Source organism: Mesorhizobium sp. B3-1-9 (assembly GCF_006439595.1).
Taxonomy (GTDB): Bacteria; Pseudomonadota; Alphaproteobacteria; order Rhizobiales; family Rhizobiaceae; genus Mesorhizobium.
Genome location: NZ_VFTJ01000020.1, coordinates 58,417 through 84,848, shown reverse-complemented (window position 1 = coordinate 84,848; position 26,432 = coordinate 58,417). Strand labels below are relative to the sequence as shown.

Below are 26,432 nucleotides of genomic sequence, written 5' to 3'. Positions count from 1 at the left end.
TCTTCCCCTGCCTTGCGGCAGGGCCGCCTGGCTATTTTGACCAGGCAACATTATTCGCAGACGACCCGGTAGCGCCTGCCGTTTTCGCCGACATTCCTGCAGGCGAGGGGTCTCTGCTCGCCGGAAGACTCGTCCGGCATGTCCTGGCTCAGGGATGGCGTCATCGAAGCGCGCCTGGGGTAGCGCCGGACGGCCGGGCCCGGCGGCGGGCCTGGCGGCAGAGGAAAGACGTCCGACGCGATCTGCCGCGGCCCGGTCGTTCCCGGCGGCGCCTCGTCCCAGACACGCCTGACATCCATCCGGCTGGGAACGATCACCGTGCCGTCGTCGCTGCGCACGCAGCCGCCCGCTGCAAGCAGCGCCGGGCACAGGACGAAAGCCGCGATTCGACCAAACATTAGCAACACCTCAGGCACCTTATAATGCGTCGTTGCCTCTATCGCCAACGGGCGGATTATCGCAGCCGGCGCCACAACCGGAATCTGGCTCAACGGGACCGGCGGCAGGCGGTTGCAATCATTATGGTTAGCGGATCGTTAATGCTTGTCGGGCACATTCCGCCGACGGACCGGCACGGTTCGGTCCTTGGGGGTAGGAATGGCGGACACGGACGGAACTGTCGAGGCGGACAGCGCGCGGAGCTTCAACAAGGCGGATATGCGCGACAACGGGGCCTTTCTCGGTGGCGTCCACGATATGGCCGGGACTTCGGAGGCGCTTGCCAATCTGAGCCTGATGGTCGATTCGATGCCGATCGGCGTCATCGTTCTCGATGCCGAATTGCGGGCGGAGGTGGTCAACCGGGCATTCTACGATTTCTGGAAGATCGATCCGCGGCGCGCTCCGGCCGGCAGTCGCTTTCGCGACCTCATGGAAGCCAGCCGTGACGCCGATCCGTTCGGCGGCGAGGAACAGGCCTGGCAAAGCCATGTGGCCGAACGGGAGGCCGAAATCCGCGCCGGAGCCGCGGGGTCCAGGCAGTTGCCGCGCAAGGACGGCCGCACACTGATCGCCTCGCTGGCGCCGCTTCCCGGAGGCAAGCGGCTGATCTCCTATGTCGACATCACCGACATGAAACAGCGCGAGACAGAAGCGGAGGACGCACGCAGGAACCTCGCCACCGTGCTGGAGTCGCTGCCGGCGGGCGTCATCATCTACGATCGCGACGATCGCTTCGTCTTCGCCAACCGCAAGCTGCAGGATACGCTGCCGGCGCTGAAGCCGGCCTGGCAGCCGGGCCGCACATTCCGCGAGGCGTTGTCTCTCGGCCATTCGGTCGGCTACTTCCGCTCGAGCGGCGACGCCGAAATCGACGGTCTGTATGGCGTCGACACCGAACGCTGGCTTGACGCCATGCTCACGCGCTACCGTTTGCCGAGCTCCGCCTACGAACGCCTCAACGCCGACGGGCGCTGGTACCAGGTCTATGACATGCGCACCGACGACGGGACGTTCATCGGCGTGCGCGTCGATATCACCGACATCAAGACGCGCGAGAAGGCGTTGCGCGACTCCATGCGCCAGATCGACCTCTACCGGCACGTGATGGACGAGCTGCCCGTGGCCGCCTTCATCAAGGCCGACGATCTCAGCATTGAATTCGTCAACAAGGCCTGGTGCGCGCTGACCGGCTTCGCCAAGGACGAGGTGCTCGGCAAGACGGATCGCGAGCTTTTCGCGTCGGAAGAGGCGGACGGTTTCAGCAATGACGACACCGACGTCGTGGCGACCGGCTCGGGGCGCGAGATCGAGGAGGCCGTCACCCACCGCGACGGTACGGTGCGGCAGCTGATGACGCGCAAGAGCCGGCTGGTGGCGATCGACGGCTCCGTGCATCTGGTCGGCTCCAGCACCGACATCACCGACGTCAAGGCGCGCGAGCAGGCGCTCCGGCAGAGCATGAGCGAGAACGAGGTGTTCCGCAGCCTCATCGACAACGTGCCGGTGTCGATCTACGCCAAGCGCTCGGACCTCAGGCAGTTCTACGTCAACAAGGGCTGGTGCGATCTCACCGGCTTCAGCAAGGAAGAAGCCGTCGGCAAGACCGATGTCGAGATTTTCGGCGCGGACGGCGAAGCCTTCGTCGCCAGCGACCTGGCAGTGCTGCGCACCGGCGAGACGCAGGAGATCGAAGAGACGGTGACGATGCCGGACGGCAGCGTCAGGCACCAGTTCGCCCGCAAGGGCGCGATGATCGCCTCTGACGGCTCGCTCTATCTGATCGGCTCCACCACCGACATCACCGAGCTCAAGCAGCGCCAGGCCGAGCTCAGCGAGGCGCGCCGGCGCGCCGTGCTCGCCGACCGGGCCAAGTCGGAATTCCTCGCCAATATGAGCCACGAGATCCGCACGCCGATGAATGGGGTTCTTGGAATGGCAGAGCTGCTGGCAAAGTCGGACCTCGATCCGAAGCAGAAGACGTTCACGGACATCATCGTCAAATCCGGCAACGCGCTGCTCACCATCATCAACGACATCCTCGACTTCTCCAAGATCGATGCCGGCCAGATGGTGCTCGACCCGGCGCCCTTCAATCTCGCCGAGGCGATCGAGGACGTGGCGACGCTGGTGTCGACGCGCGCCAAGGAGAAGGACCTCGAGCTCATCGTTCGTGTCCAGCCGGGGCTCGACGGCCAGTTCGTCGGCGATGTCGGCCGGATCAGGCAGATCGTCACCAACCTGCTCGGCAACGCCGTGAAGTTCACCGACGAGGGCCATGTCCTGGTCGACGTGACGGGCGACCGGGTCCCCGCGGGCACGAAGCTCACCATTTCCGTGACGGATACCGGTATCGGCATTCCGGAAGACAAGCTGAAGCTGGTGTTCGAGAAATTCAGCCAGGTCGACACCTCCTCGACCAGGCGGCATGAGGGCACCGGGCTTGGCCTTGCCATCACCTCGCGGCTGGTCGAGATGATGGGCGGCGAGATCGGCGTCGACAGCGCCGAAGGCAAGGGCTCGACCTTCTGGTTCACCGTCACGCTGCCCAGGGCCGAGCAGGGCGGGCAGCGCATCATGCCGGTCGATGTCACCGGCGCACGCGTGCTCATCGTCGACGACAACGCCGTCAACCGCTCGATCCTGAGCGAGCAGATGGCGTCGTGGACGTTCGATTCCTGCGCGGCCGAAAGCGGCGCCGAGGGGTTGAAGGTGCTGATTGCCGCCGCCGCCTATGGTGTGCCGGTCGATTGCGTGGTGCTCGACTATCAGATGCCCGGCATGACCGGCGCCGAGATGGCGCGCATCGTGCGCAACACGGCGGGCCTGGCGCATACGCCCATCATCATGCTGACCTCGGTCGACCAGTCGCTTGCCGGCACGGCCTATCGCGACCTCGGCATCGATGCGCAGCTGATCAAGCCGGCGCGCTCCTCCATTCTCCTGGAAACGCTGGTCTCGACCATCCAGCGCCACCGCCACAGCAGCACGGCCGCGCAGCCGCAACCCGCCATTGGCGCCGGCAGCTCCCCGCAAGCCGCTCCGGCGCAGACGGCGGCATCGGACCGCGCCATGCTGCAGCCGCCGCCGGCGCGGGCACGTCCACGCCCTGCCGATGCGGAGCGCGGGCTCGACATCCTCGTCGCCGAGGACAATGAGGTGAACCAGATGGTGTTCACCCAGATCCTCGGCGAGACCGGTTACCGCTTCGAGATCGTCGGCAATGGCCGCAAGGCGCTCGACGCCTTCGGCAGGCTCAATCCGCGCATGATCCTGATGGACGTGTCGATGCCGGAAATGAACGGGCTGGAGGCGACGGCCGCCATCCGCAGGCTCGAGGAGGACATGGGCACGCATGTGCCGATCGTCGGCGTCACCGCGCACGCGCTGAAGGGCGACCGCGAACGCTGCCTGGAGGCCGGCATGGACGATTACCTGCCGAAGCCGATCAGTCCGCGGGCGCTGCTCGAAAAGCTCAAGCGATGGCTGGGCTCGGACGTCGAGACCCGGCGCAACGCAGGTTAGAGCAATATCGGGAAAAGCGTGAAACGCTCAAGCTCCGGCGCCTTCGCGTAGCCGTCCGTCCCGGAACTGCGCGAAATCAAGAGTCAAGGCGGATTTTAGCCGGCTGGCGGGCGCAGGGCGTTGACGCATGCGTATGGTGCGATCGCACCATACCAAAGCAAACGCCAAGCTCGGACAATCACGACATTGATTCCGCTCTTCGGTTACGGGCGGGAGCAGCGACCGCCAACAAGAAACAGCGTCGACTCTACCCCAACGGACCTGTTTTCGGCGATGGCCAGGCCATGATCCGCTCTGGCATTCAGGCAACGCACTCTCGTCCGGATTTTATTTCCCGGCGGCCATCATCCGGCCGCCGGGATAAATTTTGTTTCAAAAGTCAGACAAGTTACTGATTCCCGCGGCAAACTCCGGCCGGTCCTTCGAGGCCGCCGCGGACCCTTCCGAGCATCCCCGTTCAGGCGTTACCGGGCTGACACGAAACTGTCATGCGACTGTAATAATCGAAGGCTATTGCGCTCACCGGGCGCCGATAGAACGGGTGCCGAAAGACCATCTTCCGAACAGGAGCAGGCCACATGAGACATTTCATCCGCTCGGCGGCCGTTGCGATTGCAATGGCTGCGGCATCAACCCTTAGCATCTCCGCCGCAATGGCAGCCGATATCTCCGGCGCCGGCGCCACTTTCCCCTATCCGATCTATGCGAAGTGGGCCGACGCCTACAAGAAGGAGACCGGCATCGGTCTCAACTACCAGTCGATCGGCTCCGGCGGCGGCATCAAGCAGATCAAGGCCAAGACCGTGACCTTCGGCGCTTCCGACGCGCCGCTGAAGGGCGAGGATCTGGACTCCACCGGGCTCGCGCAGTTCCCGATGGTGATGGGCGGCATCGTTCCGGTCGTCAATCTCGAAGGCATCAAGCCGGGCGAACTGGTGCTCGACGGTCCGACGCTGGCCGACATCTTCGCCGGCAAGATCACCAACTGGAACGACGAAGCGATCAAGAAGCTCAACCCCGACGCCAAGCTGCCCGACCAGGCGATCGCCGTCGTCCACCGTTCGGACGGCTCAGGCACCACGTTCAACTTCAGCTACTACCTGGCTGACGTCAGCGCCGACTGGAAGTCGAAGGTCGGCGTCAACACCGCGCTCGAATGGCCGGTGGGCATCGGCGCCAAGGGCAATGAAGGCGTCGCCAACAACGTCTCGCAGACCGGCGGCGCGATCGGTTACGTCGAATACGCCTATGCCAAGCAGAACAAGCTGACCTACACCGACCTGGTCAACAAGGACGGCAAGAAGGTCGAGCCGACCGCCGCCGCGTTCTCGGCCGCCGCGGCCAATGCCGACTGGAGCTCGCAGCCGGGCTACGGCGTCATCCTGGCCAACCAGGCCGGTGCTGAATCCTGGCCGATGACGTCGGCCACCTGGATCCTCGTCTACAAGAAGCCCGACGACACTGCGGCCACGACCGAAGCGCTCAAGTTCTTCGCCTGGTCCTATGCCAAGGGCGACGAGCTGGCCGCGGGCCTGGACTACGTTCCGATGCCCGACGCGGTCGTGAAGAGCGTCGAGGAAATGTGGGGCAAGGACATCGTCGACGCGAGCGGCAAGCCGCTTTACTCCGGCATGTAATTCCTAGCGAATAAGGAGGGCGTCTCCGGCGCCCTCCTGTCTCTTTCGAAATGCGAGGGGCTAAATGACAGCCGTTTCCGACGCCGCGACATCGTCCGCCCTGCGGACCAGGGAAGCGACAGTGCGCCGCTTCGCCTTCACCGACATGGCATTCCGGACGGCCACGCGCCTTTCCGCCATCCTCGTGCTGGTTCTGCTCGGCGGGGTCGCGATCTCGCTGGTCGCCGGCTCGTGGGAGGCGCTGTCGAAGTTCGGCTTCTCCTTCCTGACCACCGAATCCTGGAACCCGGTCACCGAGAATTTCGGCGCCCTGGCGCCCATCTACGGCACCATCGTCACCTCGGCCATCGCCATTCTCATCGCTGTGCCGATCGGCATCGGCATCGCCATCTTCCTGACCGAGCTCTGCCCGCGTCCGCTCAGGCGCCCGATCGCCATCGCGGTCGAGCTGCTCGCAGGCATTCCCTCGATCATCTACGGCATCTGGGGCCTGTTCGTTTTCGCGCCGTTCCTGCAGACGACGATCCAGCCCTTCGTCATCTGGCTCTTCAAAGGCATCCCCGGCCTCAACAGCCTGTTTGCCGGCCCGCCCTACGGCATCGGCCTGCTGACCTCGTCGCTGATCCTTGCCATCATGGTGCTGCCCTTCATCACCTCGATCACCAAGGACGTGTTCGACACGGTGCCGGCGGTGCTGAAGGAATCGGCATACGGCATCGGCTGCACGACCTGGGAAGTGACCCGGCGCGTGACCATCCCCTATACCCGCGTCGGCATCATGGGCGGCGTCATGCTCGGCCTCGGCCGCGCGCTCGGCGAGACGATGGCGGTTACCTTCGTCATCGGCAACGCGCACCGCATCAGCGCCTCGCTGTTTGCGCCGGGCACGACGATCTCGGCGACCATCGCCAACGAATTCACCGAAGCCGACGGCAATCTCTATACATCCTCGCTGGTATCGCTCGGCCTGATCCTGTTCATCATCACCTTCATCATCCTCGCGCTTGCACGCTACATGCTGTTGCGCATCGATAGCCGCACGGGAGCCTGACCGATGTCGACTGCCGCATCGCTTCACCAAAGCCGCAAACGCAAGAATGCCGTGATGATGGCGCTGTGCGTCGTCGCGGCTGGCATCGGCCTCGCCTGGCTGGCGCTGATCCTCGGCGCCCTGCTCTACAAGGGGCTCTCCGGGGTGAACCTGGCGGTGTTCACTGAAATGACGCCGCCGCCCGGCGACGCCGGCGGCCTGCTCAACGCCATCTACGGCAGCATCGTCATGACGATCATCGGCATCGTCGTCGGCACGCCGATCGGCGTGCTGGCCGGCACCTACATGGCCGAATATGGCCGCTTCTCGAAGCTTACGACGGTGGTGCGCTTCATCAACGACATCCTGTTGTCGGCGCCATCGATCATCATCGGCCTGTTCGTCTATGAGCTGATGGTGCGGCCGATGGGGCACTTCTCGGCGATTGCCGGCGCCGTCGCGCTGTCGATCCTGGTGATCCCCGTCGTGGTGCGCACCACCGAGGACATGCTGAACCTTGTGCCCAATGCGCTGCGCGAAGCAGGCGCCGCCATCGGCGCGCCGCGCTGGGTGGTGATCCGCTCCGTCGCCTACCGCGCGGCAATGTCGGGCATCGTCACCGGCATATTGCTGGCGATCGCCCGCATCTCCGGCGAGACGGCGCCGCTTCTCTTCACCGCGCTCAACAACCAGTTCTGGTCGAGCAATCTCAATGCGCCGATGGCCAGCCTGCCGGTGACCATCTTCCAGTTCGCTCTCAGCCCTTACGAGGAATGGCAGCAACTGGCCTGGACGGGCGCACTCATAATCACCCTGACGGTTCTCGGGCTGAGCATCATCGCCCGCAGCCTAACCGGACGCAGAGAGGACAGATGAAACCGATGTTGTCCACCGACCTGAACGCAGCCGACACGACCGTCGAGAAGGCCAAGATCGAGGTCAAGAACCTCAATTTCTACTATGGCCAGTCGAAGGCGCTGAAGGACATCAACCTGTCCCTGCCCGAGCGCAGCGTCACAGCCTTCATCGGCCCGTCGGGCTGCGGGAAGTCGACGCTGCTGCGCGTGCTCAACCGCATCTACGAGCTCTATCCGAAGCAGAGCGCCGAGGGCCAGGTGCTGCTCGACGGCAAGAACATCCTCGACCGCTCGCAGGACCTCAACCTGCTGCGCACCAAGATCGGCATGGTGTTCCAGAAGCCGACGCCGTTCCCGATGTCGATCTACGAGAACATCGCCTTCGGCGTCAGGCTCTATGAGAAGATCAGCAAGGCCGAGATGGATAGCCGCGTCGAGCAGGCGCTGAAGCGCGCCGCGCTGTGGACCGAGGTCAAGGACAAGCTCAACGCCAGCGGCCTCAGCCTCTCGGGCGGCCAGCAGCAGCGCCTGTGCATCGCCCGTACCGTGGCGGTGAAGCCCGAGGTCATCCTGCTCGACGAGCCGGCCTCGGCGCTCGATCCGCTGTCGACCGCCAAGATCGAGGAACTGATCGACGAGTTGCAGGCCGACTACACGATCGTCATCGTCACCCACAACATGCAGCAGGCGGCGCGCGTGTCGCGGCAGACGGCGTTCATGTATCTGGGCGAGCTGGTGGAGTTCGACCGGACCGAGAAGATCTTCACCTCGCCTCGCGAGAAGCGCACGCAGGACTACATAACCGGCCGCTTCGGCTGAGTTCATACGAGGACATCATCATGGCCGAACATACCGTCGCCTCCTTCGACGAGGATCTGAGGCAGATCAGCCGGCTCATCAACGACATGGGCGATCTCGCCAGCTCCATGGTCGGCGGTGCGACCAGGGCGCTGCTCGAGACCGACAATGCGCTGGCGCAGCGCGTCGTCTCCGACGACGCCATCATGGACGCTCGTCAGCGCGAGCTCGACGACCGCGCCATCACGCTGATCGCCAAGCGGCAGCCGATGGCGGACGACCTGCGCAACGTGGTCGGCTCGATCCGCATGGCGGGCGACCTTGAACGCATCGGCGATCTCGCCAAGAACATCGCCAAGCGTGTCGGCTCGGTCGGCGTCAGCGCCGCGCCGCGCGACCTCACGCATTCGATCGATTCGATGGCGCAGCTGGTGCTGATCCAGGTGCAGGCCGTGATCCAGGAATATATGGTGGGCGATGCCACGGCGCTGGCCAAGCTTCGCAACGACGACGAGCGCATCGACGTCAAATACACGTCCGTCTTCCGCGAGCTGTTGACCTACATGATGGAAGACCCGCGCAACATCACCGCTTGCACGCATCTTCTGTTCTGCGCCAAGAACCTCGAGCGCATCGGCGACCATGTGACCAACATCGCCGAGAACGCCTATTATGTGCTGACCGGCACGCAATTGCCCGCCAATCGTCCGAAGCAGGACGAGACCGCAATGTCGGCGCCGGCGGCCTGACGAAAAGGTTACCCCGATGATCGCGCCACGCATCATGGTGGTGGAGGACGAGGAGCCGCTGGGGGTGCTGCTCCGCTACAATCTCGAATCCGAGGGTTACCAGGTCGAAGTGGTGACCCGCGGCGACGAGGCCGAAATCCGCCTTCAGGAAAACGTTCCCGACCTGCTCGTGCTCGACTGGATGGTGCCGGCGGTTTCCGGCATCGAGCTCTGCCGGCGTCTCAGGATGCGGCCCGAGACCGAGCGGCTGCCGATCATCATGCTGACGGCGCGCGGCGAGGAAAGCGACCGCGTGCGCGGCCTCTCGACCGGCGCCGACGACTATCTGGTCAAGCCGTTCTCGACGCCCGAGTTCATGGCGCGCGTCAAGGCGCTGCTACGCCGCGCCAAGCCGGAGGTGCTGTCCAGCGTGCTCAAGGTCGGCGACATCGTGCTCGACCGCGAATCGCACCGCGTCTACCGCAAGAAGAGCGAGATCCGGCTCGGGCCGACCGAGTTCCGCCTGCTCGAATTCATGATGCGCCATCCCGGCCGCGTGTTCTCGCGCAGCCAGCTGCTCGACAATGTCTGGGGCGAGACGATCTATATCGACGAGCGCACCGTGGACGTCCATGTCGGGCGCCTGCGCAAGGCGGTCAACAACGGCCGCATGCCGGACGTCATCCGCACCATCCGCGGGGCGGGCTACGCGATCAGGGAGGATTAGTCCCTGGACGCCAAAGTCCTGACGGGTCAGGCACTTCCAACAACCACGTTGATGGGTAGCCGAGACGCTTGTACTTCGTCATCCACGGGCGGAGCAAGGAGCGTAGCGACGCAGCGCAGACCCGAGGATCCATTCCGTGACTTCCACGCGCCGCTATGGCGCAGAACTCTGCACCGCTGCACCGTACGATCGAGGTAACGGCATGGATTCCAGGGTCTGCGCGCGTCGCTTCGCTCCTTGCTCCGCCCTGGAATGACGAAGTCGCCGTGGCTTCGGCCAATCTCCAACGTTGGTGCGATTCGCGGCTTCAGCGCCACGTTCGCTCAGGCCACGTTCTTCCCGGCCCCCGCTCTGGCCTGCACCCCCGGCGCGAAAATCTCCTGATCGACGAAGGTCAGCGCGCGCATGGCGCAGCCTTCGCGGATAAGCGGCAGTTCGTTCGGCTCGGTGTCGAAGGAGATCGATTCCGAGTGCTGGCCGCCGGCGGTCTGGGCGATCGCCTCTCGCAGCGCCGGCTCGATCAGGTCGAAGGCGGCCGCGCTTACGCCGACCATGGCGACAGGCGCCGGGTCGATAAGGGCGAACAGGCTGCCGAGGCCGAAACCGAGTGCTTCGCCGGCCCGGCGATAAGCCTCCCGCTCGGGTCCGTCCTCCTGCCGGGCTTTCGCGGCCAGCGCGCGCATATCGGCGTCACCGACGTCGGTCGGCGTGGCATCCTCGCTTATTCCCATGGCGCTGCGCCAGATCGCGTAATTGCCGGCATAGGCCTCGACGCAGCCGCGGCGGCCGCAGCGGCAACGCGCGCCGCCCGGACGATGGATCATATGGCCGAACTCGCCGCCGGAGGAATGTGTGCCGCTGAACAGCGCGCCCTTCAGCACCAGGCCCATGCCGATACCGTGCGAGAGCAGGATGGCGATGAAGTCGTCGCGATAGCGCTCGGGATCGCGCCATTGCAGCGCCACCGCCATCATGTTGCAGTCGTTCTCCATGGTGGCGGGAATACCGAATTCCCGTTCGAGGAGGTCGGCGAAAGGGATGTCGGTCAGCGGCGTGATCGGCGACCACAGCATGGCGCGTGAATGGGAATCGGTGATGCCCTGAATGCCCATGGCGATGCGGGCGACGCTGCCCACGTCGAGGTCGGGATCCCCCAGCCGGCGCCGGACGATCGCCATGCATTCGCCGATCAACTCGTCGCGGGGCATGACAAGCGTGTCGAGGCGCTGCTGCTCCTCGGCAACCACCTGGCCGGCATAATCGATCACGGCGACCGACAGGAAGTTCAGCGACAGCACCACGGTCAGCACCGCGGCGGCTTCGGGGTTCAGCGCCAGACCGATCTGCGGCCGGCCGCGTTTCAACGCCGTCGGCTCGCTGGCCTTGCTTTCGGTGAGAATGCCTTCCTGGATCAGATCGGCGGAGATCGCCGAAATGGTCGAGTGGCTGAGCCCGGTGGTGGCGGCAATCTCCGTGCGCGAGGGCTGGCCGGCGCGGCGCACGGCCGAAATCACCATGGCGCGGTTGCGCCGGCGCAAATCGTCGTGACGGATTCCGACCGACATCGTCTCGCACGTCCTCCCAGTCATCGCGGCCTTGTGATGATGATGCCATGGCCTGTCGGTGACATGCTAGGGATAGTGGCAGAAGCCGCAGCCTGTGTCATTATTTATTGCGGATGTCGAAAAAAATACCCTGACCCATCAAAACCCATCAGAATCGCAGTTGACAGCGTCGTTTTGCTGGACCACTATTTTTTTGAGGCTCGAAAAAAAGCCTCTGTGCCGGCCTTCGGGCCAGTCTGGGTCGCGCCGCACAGGCGCAGGGAGGAAATCATGAAGAAATTCGCAGCCGCCATTCTGGCGGGCGTTGCCATGTCGCTGACGCTGGCGTCGGTCGCCGAGGCGAAGGACAAGGTGATCGGCGTGTCGTGGTCGAATTTCCAGGAAGAGCGCTGGAAGACTGACGAAGCGGCGATGAAGGCCGCCATCGAGGCCGCCGGCGACAAGTATATCTCGGCCGACGCGCAGTCCAATCCGGGCAAGCAGCTGACCGACGTCGAAAGCCTGATCTCGCAAGGCGCCAACGCGCTGATCATCCTGGCGCAGGATGCCTCGGCAATCGGCCCGGCGGTGCAGAAGGCGCTCGATGAAGGCATTCCGGTCGTCGGCTACGACCGCCTGATCGAGAACAAGGACGTGTTCTACCTGACCTTCGATAACAAGGAAGTCGGCCGCATGCAGGCCCGCGAGGTGTTCAAGGTCAAGCCGGAAGGCAATTATGTCTTCATCAAGGGCTCGGGCGCCGATCCGAACGCCGACTTCCTGTTCTCGGGCTCCATGGAAGTGCTGAAGGAGGCGATCGACAGCGGCAAGATCAAGAATGTCGGCGAGGCCTATACCGACGGTTGGCTGCCCGCCAACGCGCAGAAGAACATGGAGCAGTTCCTGACCGCCAACGACAACAAGGTCGACGCGGTCGTGGCGGCCAATGACGGCACCGCAGGCGGCGTCGTCGCGGCGCTGACGGCGCAAGGCCTGGCCGGCACCGTTCCGGTCTCGGGCCAGGACGGCGACCACGCGGCGCTCAACCGCATCGCGCTCGGCACGCAGACCGTGTCGGTGTGGAAAGACGCGCGCGAGCTCGGCAAGAACGCCGCCGAGATCGCCTCGCAGCTCGCCGACGGCAAGAAGATGGGCGACATCGCCGGCGCCAAGGACTTCACGACGCCCGGCGGCAACACCGTCAAGTCGCTGTTCCTGACTCCGATCGCGATCACCAAGGACAATCTCAACGTCGTCATCGACGCCGGCTGGATCAAGAAGGACGAAGTCTGCGCGGGCGTTGCCGCCGGTAGCGTCAAGGCCTGCAACTAAGTCTGCCGGCTCTCGATCAAAATCCCTGCGCCGCGGCCTGAAAGCCGCGGCGTTTTCTCAAAAAGATTTGTGTTTCCGCCTCTGGCGGATAGCTTCTAGGCTTGGCCAGGCATCCGCGCCAGACGGGCAGGCCGGCGGGAGGAAATCATGACCGACACGACGTCTACGACGTGTTCGAGCTCGCCGACCGGGTCTGCGTGATGAAGAACGGCCAGGTGGTCGGGACCGCGCGCACCACCGACGTCACCCAGGACGAGGTGCTCGGAATGATCATCCTGGGCAAATGCCCGCCAGGCGCCATTCCGGGTCCAGGCGCGCTGAAGATCGCGGCATGATGATAGCCGGCTAATTAACGACTGCGTGATGTACCAGCCGCAGTGATGATTTGACCGCGCCATTGTGTTGGCGCGGAGACTTGCCCATAAAGGTCGTCGACCGTCCACGGGCCGCATCCTTGATTTGAAGAAGCTCTTTCCGATCGTTGCCTTCGTCGCCGTCGCGCTGATCAGCCTGACGATGGCGGGGTTTGCCTATTTCGCGACGCAGGAGGCGGCTCGGATCAAGTTCGAGGGTACCGCCGATGACGCGCTGAGCCGCATCGAGAGCCGCATCGACCTGCATCTGTCTCTGCTGCGTTCGACGCAGGCGCTGTTCGATGCCCGCAACGGCGACATCTCGCGCGGCGAATTCAAGGCCTTCTTCACCGCGCTCGACATCGACGACAATTTCGCGGGGCTGCGCGGCCTCGGCTTCCTGAGGCTCGCCAAGACCGGCGACGAGGCGGCCGTGGAACGCGACATCCTGCACGACCATGGGTCGGCGCATCCGATCTATCCCGCCACGACGCAGCAATGGCGAACGCCGATCGTGCTGTTCGAGCCGCTCGACACGTCCAACCAGTCGATCATCGGTTTCGACATGTTCACCGAGCCGGTACGGCGCGCGGCGATCGAAGAGGCGATGGCGGATGACCAGCAGCATGCGAGCGGCATGATCCAGCTCGGCCAGGGCGCCGGCGTGGCGCAGACCTTCACCGGATTCCTGGTTTTCGTGCGGCTGAACGTCGAAACCGCGCCCGACGTCATCAATGCAAGCCGCTCCTCGACGGCCGGTTTTCTTTACGTTGCCTTCCGCGCGCAGGACCTGTTCCAGGTCGCGCTCAGCCATTCGCCGCTGCTGCCGGTCAATGTCGAGGTCTATGACGGCAAGCCCGAGGCCGGCAATTTGCTGTTCCGTTCGGAGGCGCCGCCGGCGGAACGCATCGGCGCGAAGCTTTTGGCACGCCGCGATATCGTCGTGGCGGGCGAGCCGTGGACCTTGTTGTTTCGGCCTACAAGCGCATTCGAGCCGCCGTCCTCGCGCGCCATCCCGGTGATGCTCGGGCTGTTCGGCCTGCTGCTCGCCGGCGCCATCGCCTTGGTGGCGCGCTATCAGGAACGCGCCTATGACGCGAAATCGGCGCTGCACGAGGCGACCGAAAAGAGCCTGCTGGAAAAAGACCTGATCCTGCAGGAGATGAAGCACCGCATCAAGAATTCGATCACCCGCGTTTTGGCGATCGCGCGGCAGACGGCCTCGCAAGCCACCGACGTCAAGGAGTTTTCGGCTTCGTTCTCGGCGCGCCTGCAGGCCATGGCGGCATCGCAGGACATGCTCACGCGCTCGCGCTGGCAGAAAGCCGATCTCGGCGACCTGCTGCGCATCGAGCTCGGGCAGGTGTTCGGCAAGGACCTTCCCGAAGGCGTGTTGTCAGGGCCGAAAGTGCTGCTGGACGAGACGACGACGCAGGCGCTCGGGCTGACCTTTCATGAACTCGCCACCAACGCGCTGAAATATGGCGAGGCCGGCGGTTCGGCCAATTCGGTCAAGGGAAGCTGGGCTCTCAAGGTCGACTGGAGCGTCGAAGGCCGCGACCGCGAGAGGACGCTGGTCCTGAACTGGCGCGAGGCGGGTCAGACGGAACTGGAAGCGCCAGTCAAGACCGGCTTCGGCACCAAGTTGATAGATCTCAACGTCACACGTGAATTGCGCGGCACGATCGCGCGCGATTATCACGACAATGGATTGAAGGTGGAAATCAGGATCCCGCTGATCGCGTGAGCGGGCCAACAGCCCTAGGCTGGCGAGTCAGCCATTTGAATTCGAAGAGAACCGGAGGCCGGCTACCCGCCTCCGGTTCTCTTCGCTAAGGAACTAGTTGCAGCGGGCCCGGTAGGTCGTGCCGTCATGGCGGCGATACACGCAGTAGCCGTTGCGAAGGTTGCGAACCAAGAGGCCCGACCCGGCGCCGACGGCCGCGCCGATCAGCGCACCCTTGCTGCCGCCGACCAGGCCGCCCACACCGGCGCCGATCAGGCCGCCGCCGACAACGTCCTGCTCGGTCGTGGTGCAGCCGCTGACGGCGACCACAGCAACCATGGCAATGATCATCTTCCGCATAGAATTGCTCCTCACTTTTGTCCTCACTTTCGGCAGTGCCAGCGACCGTTTAGCATGAAAAAACCTGTTTTGCCTGCCAGATTCTACTGTTGCCTAACATAGTCTTTTTCGGAGCGCTCGCCGTTCGACGCGACAAGCATGCCGGACACCTCCAGCGATGCTGCCAGCGTGCCGTCGGGCCGCACGTTCCAGACGATCCGGTCGTAATCGTCCTCCAGCGCGGGATCCACGGCGAGGCACTTGCCGATGATGCGGGGGGCCTGACCCTGCAGGTCGCCGAGGGCGAATGGCCTTTCGGCGACGCAGGCCTGCGCCGTCTCGAAGACGCTGACGGGCACTTCGAGTTCCCGGCAATCGGCCATCGTGCTCGAACAGCCGACGACGAAGAGCAATGCGGCGATGTGTTCCATGGCTCCAAACCTCTCGCCGCCAACAACGAATCTCGGCGAACAAAAGTTCCGGGGCCGGAGCCTGAAGCGCTCCGCGCGAAATGGCGGCGCGCTGAAGTCTGGACGTCAAAGCCGCATGCGGGGTCAGAGCAGTTGCCAGGCCGCAGTCAGGGCCACGGCGGCCAGAAGCGCGATCGCGCCCAGGCGGAGCGAAAGATGCGACGACCGCGACGCCGGCGGCGGCTCGGCATCCTGGAAGCCGCTCATCGAGACGCGGGCGGCCTGCTCCAGCCTGTTCATGTCGGCAACCATCATTTCAGTCTCCCCAGGTCGCGCCGGGGACGCGGATGGGTTTCCGGCGCATCGTCAGCCGGGAGCACAGGATCGGACTTTATGGTGAACAGCAGGTTAAGGGCCCCCCGCCGGCAAAGCGCTCCCTCTCCGTTTTGACGCAATTCCGGACGGACAGCTACGGCGAAGCCGCCTAACAGCGCGTCGCGCTGAAGCGGATTCACGCGACGCTTCAAGGCTTTGTTTTCATGCATGTCGTTATCGCAAAACCGCTGCACACTTTTGCGCGACACGCATTAGCCTGACCCGTTGCACACTTTCCTGGAATTGCTCTCACGCCATCGGCGGCACCATCAATCCGTCTCGAAATTCCCGTGCGGGACGGTGAGACGGTATTCCATGCGGTCCTTGCCGATTTCCAGCGTCGCTGAGCCATTCAGCGACATCGGCACGACGCGTTCCAGCGCCACGCTGCCGAAGCGCTTCTCATTGCGCGGCGCGTCGTCGACCGCCTCCGTCCAGGTCAGCAGAAGGTTGGGCGAGGTTCCGTTTTCGGTCTCGAGCCTGGCGCGAACCTCGACATGGCCCTCCGGCCGCGACAGCGCGCCGTAGCTCACGGAATTCACGGCCAGCTCGTGCATCGCCAGGCCGATATGCAGGGCGGCATTGGGGTTGAGATAGGGATTTTCGCCCGCGAACCGCAGACTGTTGGCCAGATCGCTGCTGTAGCGGCCGACCTGGCCGGAGACGAGCTCCTGCAGCGCCGCTCCCCGCCAGTTGGAGGATGTGACCAGATCCTGCGAGGATGAGAGCGATTGCAGCCGGCCGCGAAACCGCGCCAGGAACTCGCCGAGCGTCTCCGTATAGCGTCCGGTCTGAGTGGCGATGCTCTGGATGATGGCCAGAAGATTTTTCGATCGATGGCTGACTTCGCGAAGCAACGCCTTCAGCGTCTGCTCGCGGCGTTTCTGCTCCGTCGTCTCCACCATCGTGGTGACGACGCCGAGGACGTCGCCGGCGTCGCCACGGTCGGCATCGATCCAAAGCTGGAACCAACGTACGCCCTGGTGTCCCGGAATGCTGAGCTCGAGCTGGTCCGCGTGGCCGGATTCGATTACCTTGAGTTTGGCGGCCCTTATGCGTTCGGCCTGCGCCGGCGAGAGCAAGTCCTTGCCGGCGGCTGTATCGGACGCCCAGGGCGCGTTCATGTTGCGCGCCCAGACCGTTTCCATCTGCCGATCCTCGTAGACAACCGAAATCCCGGCATTGTGCAGGGCATGAAGCAGGGCCCGCCCCAACTGCATCCCGCTCTCCGAGGGATGCATCGCGATCACTTCGGCGTTCTGCTTTTCAACCCTATCTTTCGTGGGACCCTCGGAAGGCATTGGAACATCCCGCACTCGGTCCTGGAACGGCTCAATCCGCAACTGGTTCCGCGTGAGCCAGCGCCTTGAAATCGCAGTGGCCTTGAAATCGCAGCGGCCCTGAAATCGCAGGGGGCTCTCCAAAAACGGTCCGCCGGACGGTGCTCTTTCGAGGCGCCGTCCGACGGTGGCTGGAAACCGTTTGAGGGGTGCGGCTTCCAGTGTCGCGGTCAGGCTCTCCTAAAAAGGCCTGCGATGAGCGAGATCACCAGGAAGGCGAGGAAAATGAAGAACAGGATCTGCGCGATGCCCGCCGATGTGCCAGCGATGCCGCCGAACCCAAGCGCGCCGGCGATGATCGCAACTACGAGAAATACGAGCGCCCAGTACAGCATGATGCGTCTCCTTCTTACGTCGGGAAAAGAACGTGGCTCGGTGTCGTTTGTTCCACCATTTGCTGAAAAAGACGATCCCCTTGAAAGGGCTTTTCAGACCGCAAACGGGCCAGGCGTCACGCGCGGCGGAGGGCCTCGCATGACGCTCGAGGTCCAGGCTCCGGAAGGATCAGGCGGCGGCCTTGGCCTGACGGTCGAAGAACAGGGCCTGGCTGATCAAAGCCTTGACCATGTCGGGATTGAACGGCTTGGTGACCAGGAAGGCCGGCTCGGGGCGCTCGCCGGTCAGCAGGCGTTCCGGGAAGGCGGTGATGAAGATCACCGGCACCGGCGTCGAGGACAAGATCTCGTTGACGGCCTCGATGCCCGAGCTGCCGTCGGCGAGCTGGATGTCGGCCAGAACCATTTTCGGCCGCGTCCTGCCGAACACGGCCACGGCCTCGGCATGCGTGCGCGCCGTGCCGACCACACGGTGGCCGAGACTCTCGACCATCTCCTCGATGTCCATGGCGATCAGCGGCTCGTCCTCGATGATCAGCACGTCGGTCGCGACCTGCCGGGAAATCTCGTTGCTCGCCTGGGCAAGCAGTTCCGAGAATTCGTCCTCGTCTACATCGAGGATTTCCGCCGCCTCGTCCTCGCTGAAGCCCTCGACGGCAACCAGAAGGAAAGCCTGCCTCGGCAGGGGCGCGATCGCATTCAGATTGGCCGCGGCCCGCTGCTCCCAGGCGGTCTGGGCCTGTTCCTGCGGCACGCGGATGGCCACGGAGGTGAACAGTCTGGCGAAAACCTTGTACAGCGCAATACGGTCGCTCGAGGCTTCGGGGAAGATATTGGTATCGGCGATGATGGCTTCCAGCATCGCCGCGACCAACGCGTCACCGCTCTCCTGCGATCCCGATACCGCCCGCGAGAAGCGGCGCAGGAACGGAAGATGCGGCGCGATGGTTGCGGACAAACTCATTATCGACGTCTCCCTCAAATGACGTTGCACGTTCAAGGCCGCACTGATTGCATGCCCCTGAAAATCAAACGCCGGCTTTCGGAAAAAGTTCCGCCGGCTGTGGAACTAAATTAGCAAGCGAGCGTTTCGGGATTTGGGATGGGCAACCAGACGAAGGTCCCGCTTGCGTTGTGGTTTGAAGTCGAAGAGCGGTTCAGGCGCTGGAAACTAGGGCGACTATGAAAGAAATGAAGAAAAAACAATTGGCTGATGCCGCAAGCAGGCATCGGAACGGGGACGGTAATCCGCTTGGGGCAAACTCAGAGATAGCCCGCAAGCTCAAACAATATTATGACGAGTTGGTCTCGGACCATGTGCCGGACCGTTTCGCTCAGTTGCTCAGCCAACTGGAACAGACCGAACCTGCCCAGAAAAAGGACTGAGGCATGGCGGTGGTATCCCAGAGCTTCAAGACCGAGTTGCTCGGTGCGATCCCGAGCCTTCGCGCCTTTGCCGTGTCGCTGACGCAGAATGCGGACCGGGCCGACGACCTCGTCCAGGAAACGCTGGTCAAGGCGTGGGACAAGCATGAGAGCTTCCAGCCCGGCACCAATCTGAAGGCTTGGCTGTTCACCATCCTGCGCAATGAATTCTATTCGCAGATGCGCAAGCGCGGCCGCGAAGTTCAGGACAGCGACGGCATCATGACGGCCAGGCTTGCCGTTCACCCGGCCCAGCATGGCCAGCTCGACCTCAAGGATTTCCGCGGCGCGCTCGAGCAGCTGCCCGAGGACCAGCGCGAGGCCATCATCCTGATCGGCGCCTCCGGCTTCTCCTATGAAGAAGCCGCCGAGATCTGCGGCTGTGCCGTCGGCACGATCAAGAGCCGCGTCAGCCGGGCGCGCGCCAGGCTCCAGGAAATCCTCAAGATTTCCGGCGAGGACGAGTTCGGGCCCGACGCGATCTCGGCGCAGGTCACAGGTTCGAACGCGGCTTGAACCGACCGGTTACGATTGCGATTGCAAGGATGGCCTCAGGCCGCCTTTGCCCGGCCGCAGGCCATGGCCAAGGCTTCGATCAGATCGTCGCCTGAGTAGGGCTTGGCGATCAGCCGGATATCCGGAAACGAACCCTTGATCTCGTCCGAATCCGAATAGCCGGAGGCAAATACGAACGGCACGCCCTCGCTGCGCAGCCGCGCGGCGAAATCCAGAGTCGAGACGCCGCCGAGCATCAGGTCGACAACCGCCGCGTCGAAGCGCGCAGGCAGCGCCTGCCCGTCGATCTCGCCGAGTTCACGCGCGATCGTCACATCCGCGGCGCCGTGGTCGCGGCAAAGCTGCTCGACATCCATCGCGATCAGGAACTCGTCTTCCAGAACGAGAATACGCAGTCCATCAAGCAGCGCTGGCACTTATCAGTGTCTCCTCGGCAGGACCGCACTCATGCGCGGAATTGGCCGCCATGTCATTTAAAAAAGACATGGATCCCAGCCTCACGGAACCCCTGCCGGTCTCAGGCGTTTCCTTGCGCCCATAAGGGCAGGGATTTCGAAGAGGGGTCGAAATGTCCGGCCAAAGCGCACGCGCGGCTGCCAGCCGTCAATATCCTTGTGAAAAGTGCCCGTTGCGGCCGTTGCCGGCGTTCCGTGAGTTCGACAAGCTGGAATTGTCGTTCATCGGCACCTTCAAGCGCGGTGAACTTGCGGTCGACAAGGGGGCGACAGTCCTGGTCGAAGGCAGCCACAGCGCGCATCTCTATACCGTGCTGTCCGGCTGGGCGTTCCGCTACAAGCTTTTGCCCGACGGACGTCGGCAGATCCTCAATTTCTCCATGCCCGGCGACCTCATCGGCCTGCAGGGAAGCCTGATGGGCGAGATGCAGCATTCCGTCGAAGCGCTGTCGCCGATGCTGCTGTGCGTCTTCGAACGCGACCAACTGCAGGAACTCTATCGCAACCATCCCGGCCTTGCCTATGACATCACCTGGATCGCGTCGCGCGAGGAGCGCATGCTGGACGAGAACCTGCTCAGCATCGGCCGCCGCACTGCGCTCGAACGAGCGGCCTATCTCGTCGCCTTCATCGCCGGTCGGGCGCGCAGCGCCGGATTGAATGGCAAGACACCGGTGCAGATTCCGATCACACAACAGCATATCGCCGACACGCTCGGCCTTTCGCTGGTCCATACCAACAAGACCATCCGCAAGCTGATGGACCGCAAGCTCGTGATGTGGCGAGATGGCGGCTGCGAAGTGATCGACTATGATGGACTGAAGAAGCTTGCCCGATGGGAGGGACTGGGCGAGGAACGCAGGCCACTCATCTAGGATGCCTAGGGTCGCGACGACCGGAACCATGGCGCTGGACGGGCGTTGAAACCAACGCAAACGCAAGGAGTTAGAGAATGGCAACCGCCGCAGGCAAATCCGCAACGGACCAAGCAACCACTGCCGACCTCGAGGCCGATATCGAGCAACTGAAGGCGGATATCCAGAAACTTACGGAGCAGCTCGCCAAGACCGGTCAACACGGCTATGGCGCGGCCCGTCGCGCCGCCGCGGATGGCGTCGAGCAGTTGCGGGCGCAGGGCGAAGCCGCGTTCGAGAGCATGCGGGGAAATGCCGAGGACATCGAAGCGCAGCTGATCGCCAAAGTGCGCGAGAAGCCGGTGACGTCGCTGGCGATCGCGGCGGGCGTCGGTTTCCTCTTCGCCCTGCTTTCCCGCCGCTAGCCGCAGATGGGGGCGCTTGTCTCGCTGATCTCGGCCCTCGCCTCGGGCGAGGCCATGGCCGCCTTGCACAGGGCGCGGACGACGGCAATCCTTTACGGACTTGCCGCCGTTTTTGCTCTGTGCGGCGTCGGTTTCCTCATCGGCGCCGCCTATATCTGGCTGGCGGCGCGCTACGGGCCGCTGGTGACCAGTCTCGGCTTCGGCATCGGCTTCCTGGCGGTTGCCGGGCTCATCCTCGTCATTCACAAGCTGATGACCAGCATGCGCAGCAGGCGGCGCGCAAGACGGCGGCAGGCCGACATGACCGCGCTGGGCGTTACCGCGGTACTTGCCCTGCTTCCGGCCATTGCCAAGAGCAAGGGCGGGCTGGGAGCCGTCATCGCGCCCGTCCTGGCGGTCGTCGCCTACGCCATCTATCGCGAGAACGCCAAGCCCACGCCACCGAAGCAGGATCCGCAGGACATGTCGTAAGCGGTTCAGGAAACGCCGGGACCCCAGGGAGGCTCGGCGGTATCTTTCCTGCGGGCGAGGACGCCGGCGGAACTCGTGGCCAACGTCGCTGACTTGGGCAAGGCGGCGGATGTCATTCCTGGTTCGGAACCTTCCCGATCAAGACCCGTTACCCGACCGTACCTGAAGCGCCCGCCGCCGCGCAGCATGGAGGCCAAGAGTGACCAAGATCGTACCCGAAGACAAAGCACGCCAGGGGCATTGGGGCTGGCATGCGCTCAGGATCCTCATCGCCGGGCTCTTGCTCGCCTTCATCGCGTGGGGGGCAGTCGAGATTTACGGCGAGCTGATCAAATCGCCGACGACGCAGCAGACCGTGCCGGAAGCGCCGCCCGCGGCTCAGAAATCCGTCCAGGGGCGGTTGATCCCCGCATCACGCAGCCCTTGCCTGCGCATTGCTTGCCGGAACGAGCACTTTCAGCGCGCCGGGGTGAATCTCGATCGTTGTTTCGCGTTCCAGCCTGACGAGTTCGCCATCCAGCACCGCGCTGAACTTTTTGGCGGGCGAGTGGATCTTCAGCACAGCCCTGCCTGCCTGATGCACTTCGACATGCGCGCTCTGGCGCAGCCTCCCGCGCAGCATGTCCAGCAGGAGTTTTGCCAAGTGATGACGCTGGCGCGCGACGCTGACATAGATGCCTAGCACGCCGCCGGCCGGGTTGTCGGCATAGGGCAGATGGCCTTCGCCGAACAGATTGTTGGAGATGCCGATGCCGGTGGTGCGGGTGACGATCTCGGCCTTGCCGACGCTCAGGCTGACCTTGAGGGCAGGCGGATTGTTGATCGCCGCCCATGCGGCGCGCACGGATGCCTGCATCTTTCCAAGGCGCGAGCCGAAGTCCATCTTTTCGCGCAGCTGAACCATCTCAGCGTGCATGCCGACGGAGAACTGGTGCACGAAAGGCTGGCCGTTGGCGCTGGCCATATCGACCGCGATCACCTCGCCATCGGCGAAGGATTGCAGGGCGGCTTCCAGTGTCTGCGGAATGCCCAGGCCGCGCGCGAAGAGGTTCATCGTGCCGGCGGGCAAGATGGCTAGGACCTTCTTCTTGTTCATGAGGAGGGACGCCGCGGTGGAAATCGTGCCGTCGCCGCCTCCGGCAAGAACGACGTCGATGTTCCGCCTGGCGATGGCCTTCTCCAGCGCCGTGGCGATGTCGCGGCCGGCGACGATATCGATCTCGACCGAATGTCCGGCCGCTTCGAGCGTGTGACGCAACTGTTCGGAAAATGCTCCCAAATCGATGGTGCGGAGCGTGCCGCCGTCCTGGTTCAGCACCGCAGCAAACCGCATGCACCACTCCGTGTCGCTTCAGGTCAGTTTGAGCCGGCAGACCCTCAGCCGCACGCCGGAACGAAGATGCGGCCCCAAAGGTTCCACCGGAGGTTCAGGATTCCAGCCAGTGGTGGATGCGTTGTGGTTGGAACAACACCCCGGTCACGACGTTGTGAACCTGTCGACACTGCCGCTCCCGACCCGCCGCTCAGAGGTTGGTCGAGGCAGTGTCATATACAAATCAGGCACGAGGAGAGACCATCATGATCCGCACTCTTTTTGCGACGACCGCGATCGCGACGCTGCTCGCAAGCGGCGCTTTTGCACAGACGACGCCCGCCCCCGCTCCACAAGCCCCAGCAGCCGAAAATCCAGCGCCGGTCATGCGCTCGGATGGCGCGCTGATGACGAACATCATCGGCGAGTCCGTCTATAACGGCACCGGCGATGACGCGCAGGACATCGGCAAGGTCGACGATGTCGTCTTGGATTCCAGCGGCAAGGCCAAATCCGCCATTATCGGGGTCGGCGGGTTCCTCGGCGTCGGCAAGAAGGACGTCGCTTTCGACTACGGCAAGCTGGAATGGGCCGAGAAGAACGGCGACCGCTGGCTAGTCGCCAAGTCCACGAAAGATGAACTGAACGCTCTGCCGGCATTCGACCGCAAGCCTTATGATCCGGCCCCAGCGCAGTCGGCCGACGCTACGCAACCTGCTAACAACACGACCACAACGCAGGCTCCGGCGGCCGTACCGGCTGAGCCGGTGAACAAGGCCGAGGGCAACCTCGCCACCAACATCATGGGCGAGTCGGTCTATAACGGCACCGCGGACGACGCCCAGAAGATCGGCGACGTGAAGGACATCGTGCTTGCCAAGGACGGCAAGGCCGAGTCGCTGGTGATCGGCGTCGGTGGCTTCCTCGGCATCGGCACGAAGAACGTCACCTATGACTTCGCCAAGGCAAAATGGGCGGAGAAGAACGGCGACCGCTGGCTGGTGGCCGAGACGACGAAGGAGGAGCTGCAGGCCCAGCCCGATTTCAACCGCAAGGCCTATGATCCGGCGCCGGGCTCGACGACGGCAGCGAGCAACGCTCCTGCGGCGACCACGCCCGCGGTGGTATCTTCGGATACGACCTCCGACAAGGGGGCCAAACCGGCAGAGCCCGCCAAGTCGACGGCCGAGAACAAACCTGCGACGCCGCCGGCCCAGAGCACGGCCGAGAACAAGCCCGCCGATAACGGCACCGCCGCAACCGACCAGACCAAGACCGCTTCCATCGACAAATCGACGCTGAGCGAAATGCCGATGGGCAACATCCGCGTCGACGACCTCAAGGGCACGACGGTCTATGGCGCCAACGATGCCAAGATCGGTTCGATCGGCGATGTCGTGCTGACGCCCGACAACAAGCCGGACGCAGTCATTGTCGATGTCGGCGGCTTCCTCGGCATCGGCGCCAAGGAAGTGGCGATCGGCATGGATAAGCTCAAATTCATGACCGACAAGAACGGCAAGAAATATCTCTATACCAACTTCACCAAGGAACAGTTGCAGGCGCAGACGGCCTATGACAAGAGCAGTTATGCCGCCAACCGCGACCAGCAGCGGATGATGTTGAAATAGGGATTTAGGGATTAGGCAGTAGGCAGTAGGGAATAGGCAGTAGACGAAAGAAAAGTTGGCAAGGCAACCCACAGTTGTGATATTCACTGCCTACTGCCTACTGCCTACTGCCTACTGCCTACTGCCTACTGCCTACTGCCTACTGCCTACTGCCTACTGCCTGACTCACGTACCCGACCACGCCATCTTCCGTCAGTTCCGCCAATGCCAGCGACTGATCGAGATGCGCGGCGCGCCAGGCGAGCATCCTTTCGGCGAACTCAAGCCGTACGGGCAGATAGGCCGTGTCGCCTGCCACGTTGTTCAACTCGCCCGGGTCTTTCGAGAGGTCGAAGAGAAGCGCCGGCAGACCGCCGCCGAAATGGACATATTTGAACTCGACCGTGCGGATGACCGCAAGGTTGCAGGCGCTCGATGCGATACCGAAATGGCGCTCCGCTTCGTCTTTGGCGACTGTACGGAAGTCAAACTCCCAATGCGCCGCGTCGCGCCAGGTCTCCGGCTTCTTGCCCTCGATCCAGGGCACGAGCGAACGGCCGTCGAGATGGCGCTGCGGCGCGGCGCCGATCAGGTCGAGCAAGGTCGGGAAGATATCGACCGCCTCCGTGAAACGGTCGACGGATGAACCGGCCCCGGCTCTCCGGCGCAGATCGCGGATGATCAGCGGAATATGGTAGCTGACGTCGAAGAAGCCGCCCTTGCCGAGCATGAAATGGTCGCCCATCATCTCGGCATGGTCGGAGGTCAGCACGATGACGGTGTCGTCCCAGGCGTCCGCCGATTTGATCGCCCGCCAGATGCGGCCGAGCTGCGCGTCGACCTCGGCGATCATGCCGTAATAGATCGCGCGGACTAAGCGGAAATTTTCCTCGCTCCAGTCCGGCACCTTGCCTTCGATGCCGGGAACGAATTTTGTCCGCTTCTGCCGGTCGAGATCGTAAGCGACATAGGGATGGCTTTCCGCCTCGGCCTGCCAGCTTGCAGCGCGCCGGAAGGCGGGACCATCGCCTGGATCGTACATCGTGTTGTAGGGTTCCGGCACGATGAAGGGCGGGTGCGGGCTGATGAAGGAGACATGCGCGAACCACGGCACGCTCTTCTCCTGCTCGCCGAGCCAGCGGATGAATTCGCCGGCCAGGAAAGCGGTCGGCGTCTGGTCTTGCGAATAGACGGGCGGCGCGTTGGTCACGTCGCGTTCCGCTTGCCCGTTGGCCGGACGGTGGATGCCGGGGCTACCCGCGCCGGTATCGATGCACTGCGCCTGCAGCCATGACAGCCACTGCTTCTGATGCTCGGGCAGGGCTTGGCGCACGGTGAATCCCGGCAGCACGCCTTCATAGCTGCGCAGCCGCGGATCCTCCGGGGAGAGTTGTCGGGGATCGAGCGAGACATCGGTATAGCCGAACAGGGTCGGATCGTAGCCCGCCGCGCGCGCCGAAAGCGCGATATTGCCATGGCGCGCGTCGAGCGGCGTGCCGTTGCGGCAGACACGATTGTTCATCTGGTAGAGCCCGGTATAGAGGCAGGCGCGGGCCGGCGAGCAAGGAGCTGCGCCTCCGTAGTGCCGGCGGAAGAGCACGCCTTGCGCGGCGAGCGCATCCGCATTCGGCGTCTTCACCACCGGGTGGCCGGCGGCCGACAGGCAATCGCCGCGCCACTGGTCGCAGGTGATGAGGAGAACATTCGGGCGGCTCGTCGGATTGTCCAAGATCGTCTCCTTGTGGACGCGCGCCCCAGATGGAACGGAAATCACCGGCGTTGCAAGCCGAAGCCGGTGATGGATTGGTGAACATATTTTGACCAGTCGTTCACTTTTATGACACAGTCCATTCTGTGTTTGCCCGCTTTG

The 26,432-nt window shown here is 63.7% G+C and carries 26 protein-coding genes and 1 pseudogene; 16 read left to right on the top strand and 11 right to left on the bottom strand.

The genetic code is table 11. From position 1 onward, the window contains the following. Positions 1 to 50: 50 nt before the first annotated feature. Complete coding sequence (locus tag FJW07_RS26205) at positions 51 to 398, bottom strand: hypothetical protein (RefSeq protein WP_246680874.1); 348 nt, start codon at positions 396 to 398, stop codon at positions 51 to 53. A 199-nt stretch (positions 399 to 597) separates the two neighbouring features. Here FJW07_RS26205 and FJW07_RS26200 point away from each other — a divergent pair, with 199 nt between their 5' ends. From FJW07_RS26200 to phoB, 7 genes are all read left to right on the top strand, one after another. Then, positions 598 to 3,963, top strand: a complete 3,366-nt coding sequence (locus FJW07_RS26200; RefSeq protein WP_246680873.1) for a response regulator — start codon at positions 598 to 600, stop codon at positions 3,961 to 3,963. Positions 3,964 to 4,541: 578 nt separating this feature from the next. Continuing rightward, a complete protein-coding gene (gene pstS / locus FJW07_RS26195; RefSeq protein ID WP_140659482.1) occupies positions 4,542 to 5,600 on the top strand; it encodes a phosphate ABC transporter substrate-binding protein PstS in 1,059 nt (352 codons plus the stop codon). Positions 5,601 to 5,664: 64 nt separating this feature from the next. Then, positions 5,665 to 6,651, top strand: a complete 987-nt coding sequence (pstC, locus tag FJW07_RS26190; RefSeq protein WP_140647907.1) for a phosphate ABC transporter permease subunit PstC — start codon at positions 5,665 to 5,667, stop codon at positions 6,649 to 6,651. Positions 6,652 to 6,654: 3 nt separating this feature from the next. Next, a complete protein-coding gene (pstA, locus tag FJW07_RS26185) occupies positions 6,655 to 7,506 on the top strand; it encodes a phosphate ABC transporter permease PstA (protein WP_140647908.1) in 852 nt (283 codons plus the stop codon). After that, on the top strand, positions 7,503 to 8,306 hold the full coding sequence (pstB, locus tag FJW07_RS26180; protein ID WP_140647909.1) for a phosphate ABC transporter ATP-binding protein PstB: 804 nt from the start codon (positions 7,503 to 7,505) through the stop codon (positions 8,304 to 8,306). The genes pstA and pstB overlap by 4 nt, the downstream gene beginning before the upstream one ends. Before the next feature lie 20 nt (positions 8,307 to 8,326). After that, on the top strand, positions 8,327 to 9,034 hold the full coding sequence (gene phoU / locus FJW07_RS26175; RefSeq protein ID WP_140647910.1) for a phosphate signaling complex protein PhoU: 708 nt from the start codon (positions 8,327 to 8,329) through the stop codon (positions 9,032 to 9,034). A 16-nt stretch (positions 9,035 to 9,050) separates the two neighbouring features. Beyond that, entirely contained in the window at positions 9,051 to 9,740 is a 690-nt protein-coding gene (phoB, locus tag FJW07_RS26170; protein WP_010911896.1) for a phosphate regulon transcriptional regulator PhoB, read from the top strand. Positions 9,741 to 10,063: 323 nt separating this feature from the next. Here phoB and FJW07_RS26165 read toward each other — a convergent pair whose 3' ends face one another. Further along, positions 10,064 to 11,305: an ROK family protein gene (locus tag FJW07_RS26165; RefSeq protein WP_140859298.1), complete on the bottom strand. Its 1,242-nt coding sequence runs from the start codon at positions 11,303 to 11,305 to the stop codon at positions 10,064 to 10,066. 270 nt (positions 11,306 to 11,575) lie between these two features. Here FJW07_RS26165 and xylF point away from each other — a divergent pair, with 270 nt between their 5' ends. The 3 genes and pseudogenes from xylF to FJW07_RS26150 all read left to right on the top strand — a co-directional run bounded on the left by xylF (position 11,576) and on the right by FJW07_RS26150 (position 14,716). After that, on the top strand, positions 11,576 to 12,616 hold the full coding sequence (xylF, locus tag FJW07_RS26160; protein ID WP_140648123.1) for a D-xylose ABC transporter substrate-binding protein: 1,041 nt from the start codon (positions 11,576 to 11,578) through the stop codon (positions 12,614 to 12,616). 155 nt (positions 12,617 to 12,771) lie between these two features. Further along, a pseudogene (locus FJW07_RS26155) lies at positions 12,772 to 12,951 on the top strand (sugar ABC transporter ATP-binding protein); the annotation flags it as partial. Between the two features lie 124 nt (positions 12,952 to 13,075). Beyond that, entirely contained in the window at positions 13,076 to 14,716 is a 1,641-nt protein-coding gene (locus FJW07_RS26150) for a CHASE domain-containing protein (RefSeq protein ID WP_140859297.1), read from the top strand. Positions 14,717 to 14,809: 93 nt separating this feature from the next. On the opposite strand, the gene FJW07_RS26145 is transcribed toward FJW07_RS26150, so the two are convergent. The 6 genes from FJW07_RS26145 to FJW07_RS26120 form a co-directional block, all read right to left on the bottom strand. Beyond that, a complete protein-coding gene (locus FJW07_RS26145; RefSeq protein ID WP_140648119.1) occupies positions 14,810 to 15,055 on the bottom strand; it encodes a YMGG-like glycine zipper-containing protein in 246 nt (81 codons plus the stop codon). A gap of 83 nt (positions 15,056 to 15,138) precedes the next feature. Beyond that, a complete protein-coding gene (locus FJW07_RS26140) occupies positions 15,139 to 15,465 on the bottom strand; it encodes a hypothetical protein (protein WP_140859296.1) in 327 nt (108 codons plus the stop codon). A gap of 123 nt (positions 15,466 to 15,588) precedes the next feature. After that, entirely contained in the window at positions 15,589 to 15,759 is a 171-nt protein-coding gene (locus tag FJW07_RS31810) for a hypothetical protein (RefSeq protein WP_181182724.1), read from the bottom strand. Positions 15,760 to 16,088: 329 nt separating this feature from the next. Continuing rightward, positions 16,089 to 17,039, bottom strand: a complete 951-nt coding sequence (locus FJW07_RS26130; RefSeq protein WP_246680872.1) for a sensor histidine kinase — start codon at positions 17,037 to 17,039, stop codon at positions 16,089 to 16,091. Positions 17,040 to 17,329: 290 nt separating this feature from the next. Then, positions 17,330 to 17,494 (bottom strand): DUF1328 domain-containing protein, encoded by a 165-nt coding sequence (locus FJW07_RS26125; protein ID WP_018429836.1) that lies wholly within the window; start codon positions 17,492 to 17,494, stop codon positions 17,330 to 17,332. A gap of 169 nt (positions 17,495 to 17,663) precedes the next feature. After that, positions 17,664 to 18,458 (bottom strand): response regulator, encoded by a 795-nt coding sequence (locus tag FJW07_RS26120; protein WP_140648116.1) that lies wholly within the window; start codon positions 18,456 to 18,458, stop codon positions 17,664 to 17,666. 218 nt (positions 18,459 to 18,676) lie between these two features. Between FJW07_RS26120 and FJW07_RS26115 the strand changes: the two genes are divergently transcribed. Both FJW07_RS26115 and FJW07_RS26110 read left to right on the top strand, forming a co-directional pair. After that, the gene (locus FJW07_RS26115) at positions 18,677 to 18,880 is read left to right on the top strand and encodes a NepR family anti-sigma factor (RefSeq protein ID WP_140648115.1); all 204 of its coding nucleotides are present in this window, start codon (positions 18,677 to 18,679) and stop codon (positions 18,878 to 18,880) included. A 3-nt stretch (positions 18,881 to 18,883) separates the two neighbouring features. Further along, positions 18,884 to 19,435 (top strand): RNA polymerase sigma factor, encoded by a 552-nt coding sequence (locus tag FJW07_RS26110; protein ID WP_140648114.1) that lies wholly within the window; start codon positions 18,884 to 18,886, stop codon positions 19,433 to 19,435. A gap of 35 nt (positions 19,436 to 19,470) precedes the next feature. Here FJW07_RS26110 and FJW07_RS26105 read toward each other — a convergent pair whose 3' ends face one another. Further along, positions 19,471 to 19,851 carry a response regulator gene (locus tag FJW07_RS26105; protein ID WP_140648113.1) on the bottom strand — a complete coding sequence of 127 codons (381 nt, stop codon included), beginning with the start codon at positions 19,849 to 19,851 and terminating at the stop codon, positions 19,471 to 19,473. 152 nt (positions 19,852 to 20,003) lie between these two features. Here FJW07_RS26105 and FJW07_RS26100 point away from each other — a divergent pair, with 152 nt between their 5' ends. From FJW07_RS26100 to FJW07_RS26090, 3 genes are all read left to right on the top strand, one after another. Continuing rightward, positions 20,004 to 20,765 carry a Crp/Fnr family transcriptional regulator gene (locus FJW07_RS26100; protein ID WP_140704741.1) on the top strand — a complete coding sequence of 254 codons (762 nt, stop codon included), beginning with the start codon at positions 20,004 to 20,006 and terminating at the stop codon, positions 20,763 to 20,765. Between the two features lie 77 nt (positions 20,766 to 20,842). Then, positions 20,843 to 21,169 carry a DUF883 family protein gene (locus tag FJW07_RS26095; protein WP_140648111.1) on the top strand — a complete coding sequence of 109 codons (327 nt, stop codon included), beginning with the start codon at positions 20,843 to 20,845 and terminating at the stop codon, positions 21,167 to 21,169. A gap of 6 nt (positions 21,170 to 21,175) precedes the next feature. Then, positions 21,176 to 21,640, top strand: a complete 465-nt coding sequence (locus tag FJW07_RS26090) for a hypothetical protein (RefSeq protein ID WP_140859293.1) — start codon at positions 21,176 to 21,178, stop codon at positions 21,638 to 21,640. Between the two features lie 412 nt (positions 21,641 to 22,052). On the opposite strand, the gene FJW07_RS26085 is transcribed toward FJW07_RS26090, so the two are convergent. Beyond that, the gene (locus FJW07_RS26085) at positions 22,053 to 22,973 is read right to left on the bottom strand and encodes a diacylglycerol kinase family protein (RefSeq protein WP_140859292.1); all 921 of its coding nucleotides are present in this window, start codon (positions 22,971 to 22,973) and stop codon (positions 22,053 to 22,055) included. 245 nt (positions 22,974 to 23,218) lie between these two features. On the opposite strand from FJW07_RS26085, the gene FJW07_RS26080 reads away from it, so the two are divergent. Further along, a complete protein-coding gene (locus FJW07_RS26080; protein ID WP_140859291.1) occupies positions 23,219 to 24,583 on the top strand; it encodes a PRC-barrel domain-containing protein in 1,365 nt (454 codons plus the stop codon). A gap of 139 nt (positions 24,584 to 24,722) precedes the next feature. Here the strand turns inward: FJW07_RS26080 and FJW07_RS26075 are convergent, their stop codons facing one another. Next, positions 24,723 to 26,291 (bottom strand): alkaline phosphatase family protein, encoded by a 1,569-nt coding sequence (locus tag FJW07_RS26075; protein ID WP_140859290.1) that lies wholly within the window; start codon positions 26,289 to 26,291, stop codon positions 24,723 to 24,725. Positions 26,292 to 26,432: the final 141 nt, after the last annotated feature.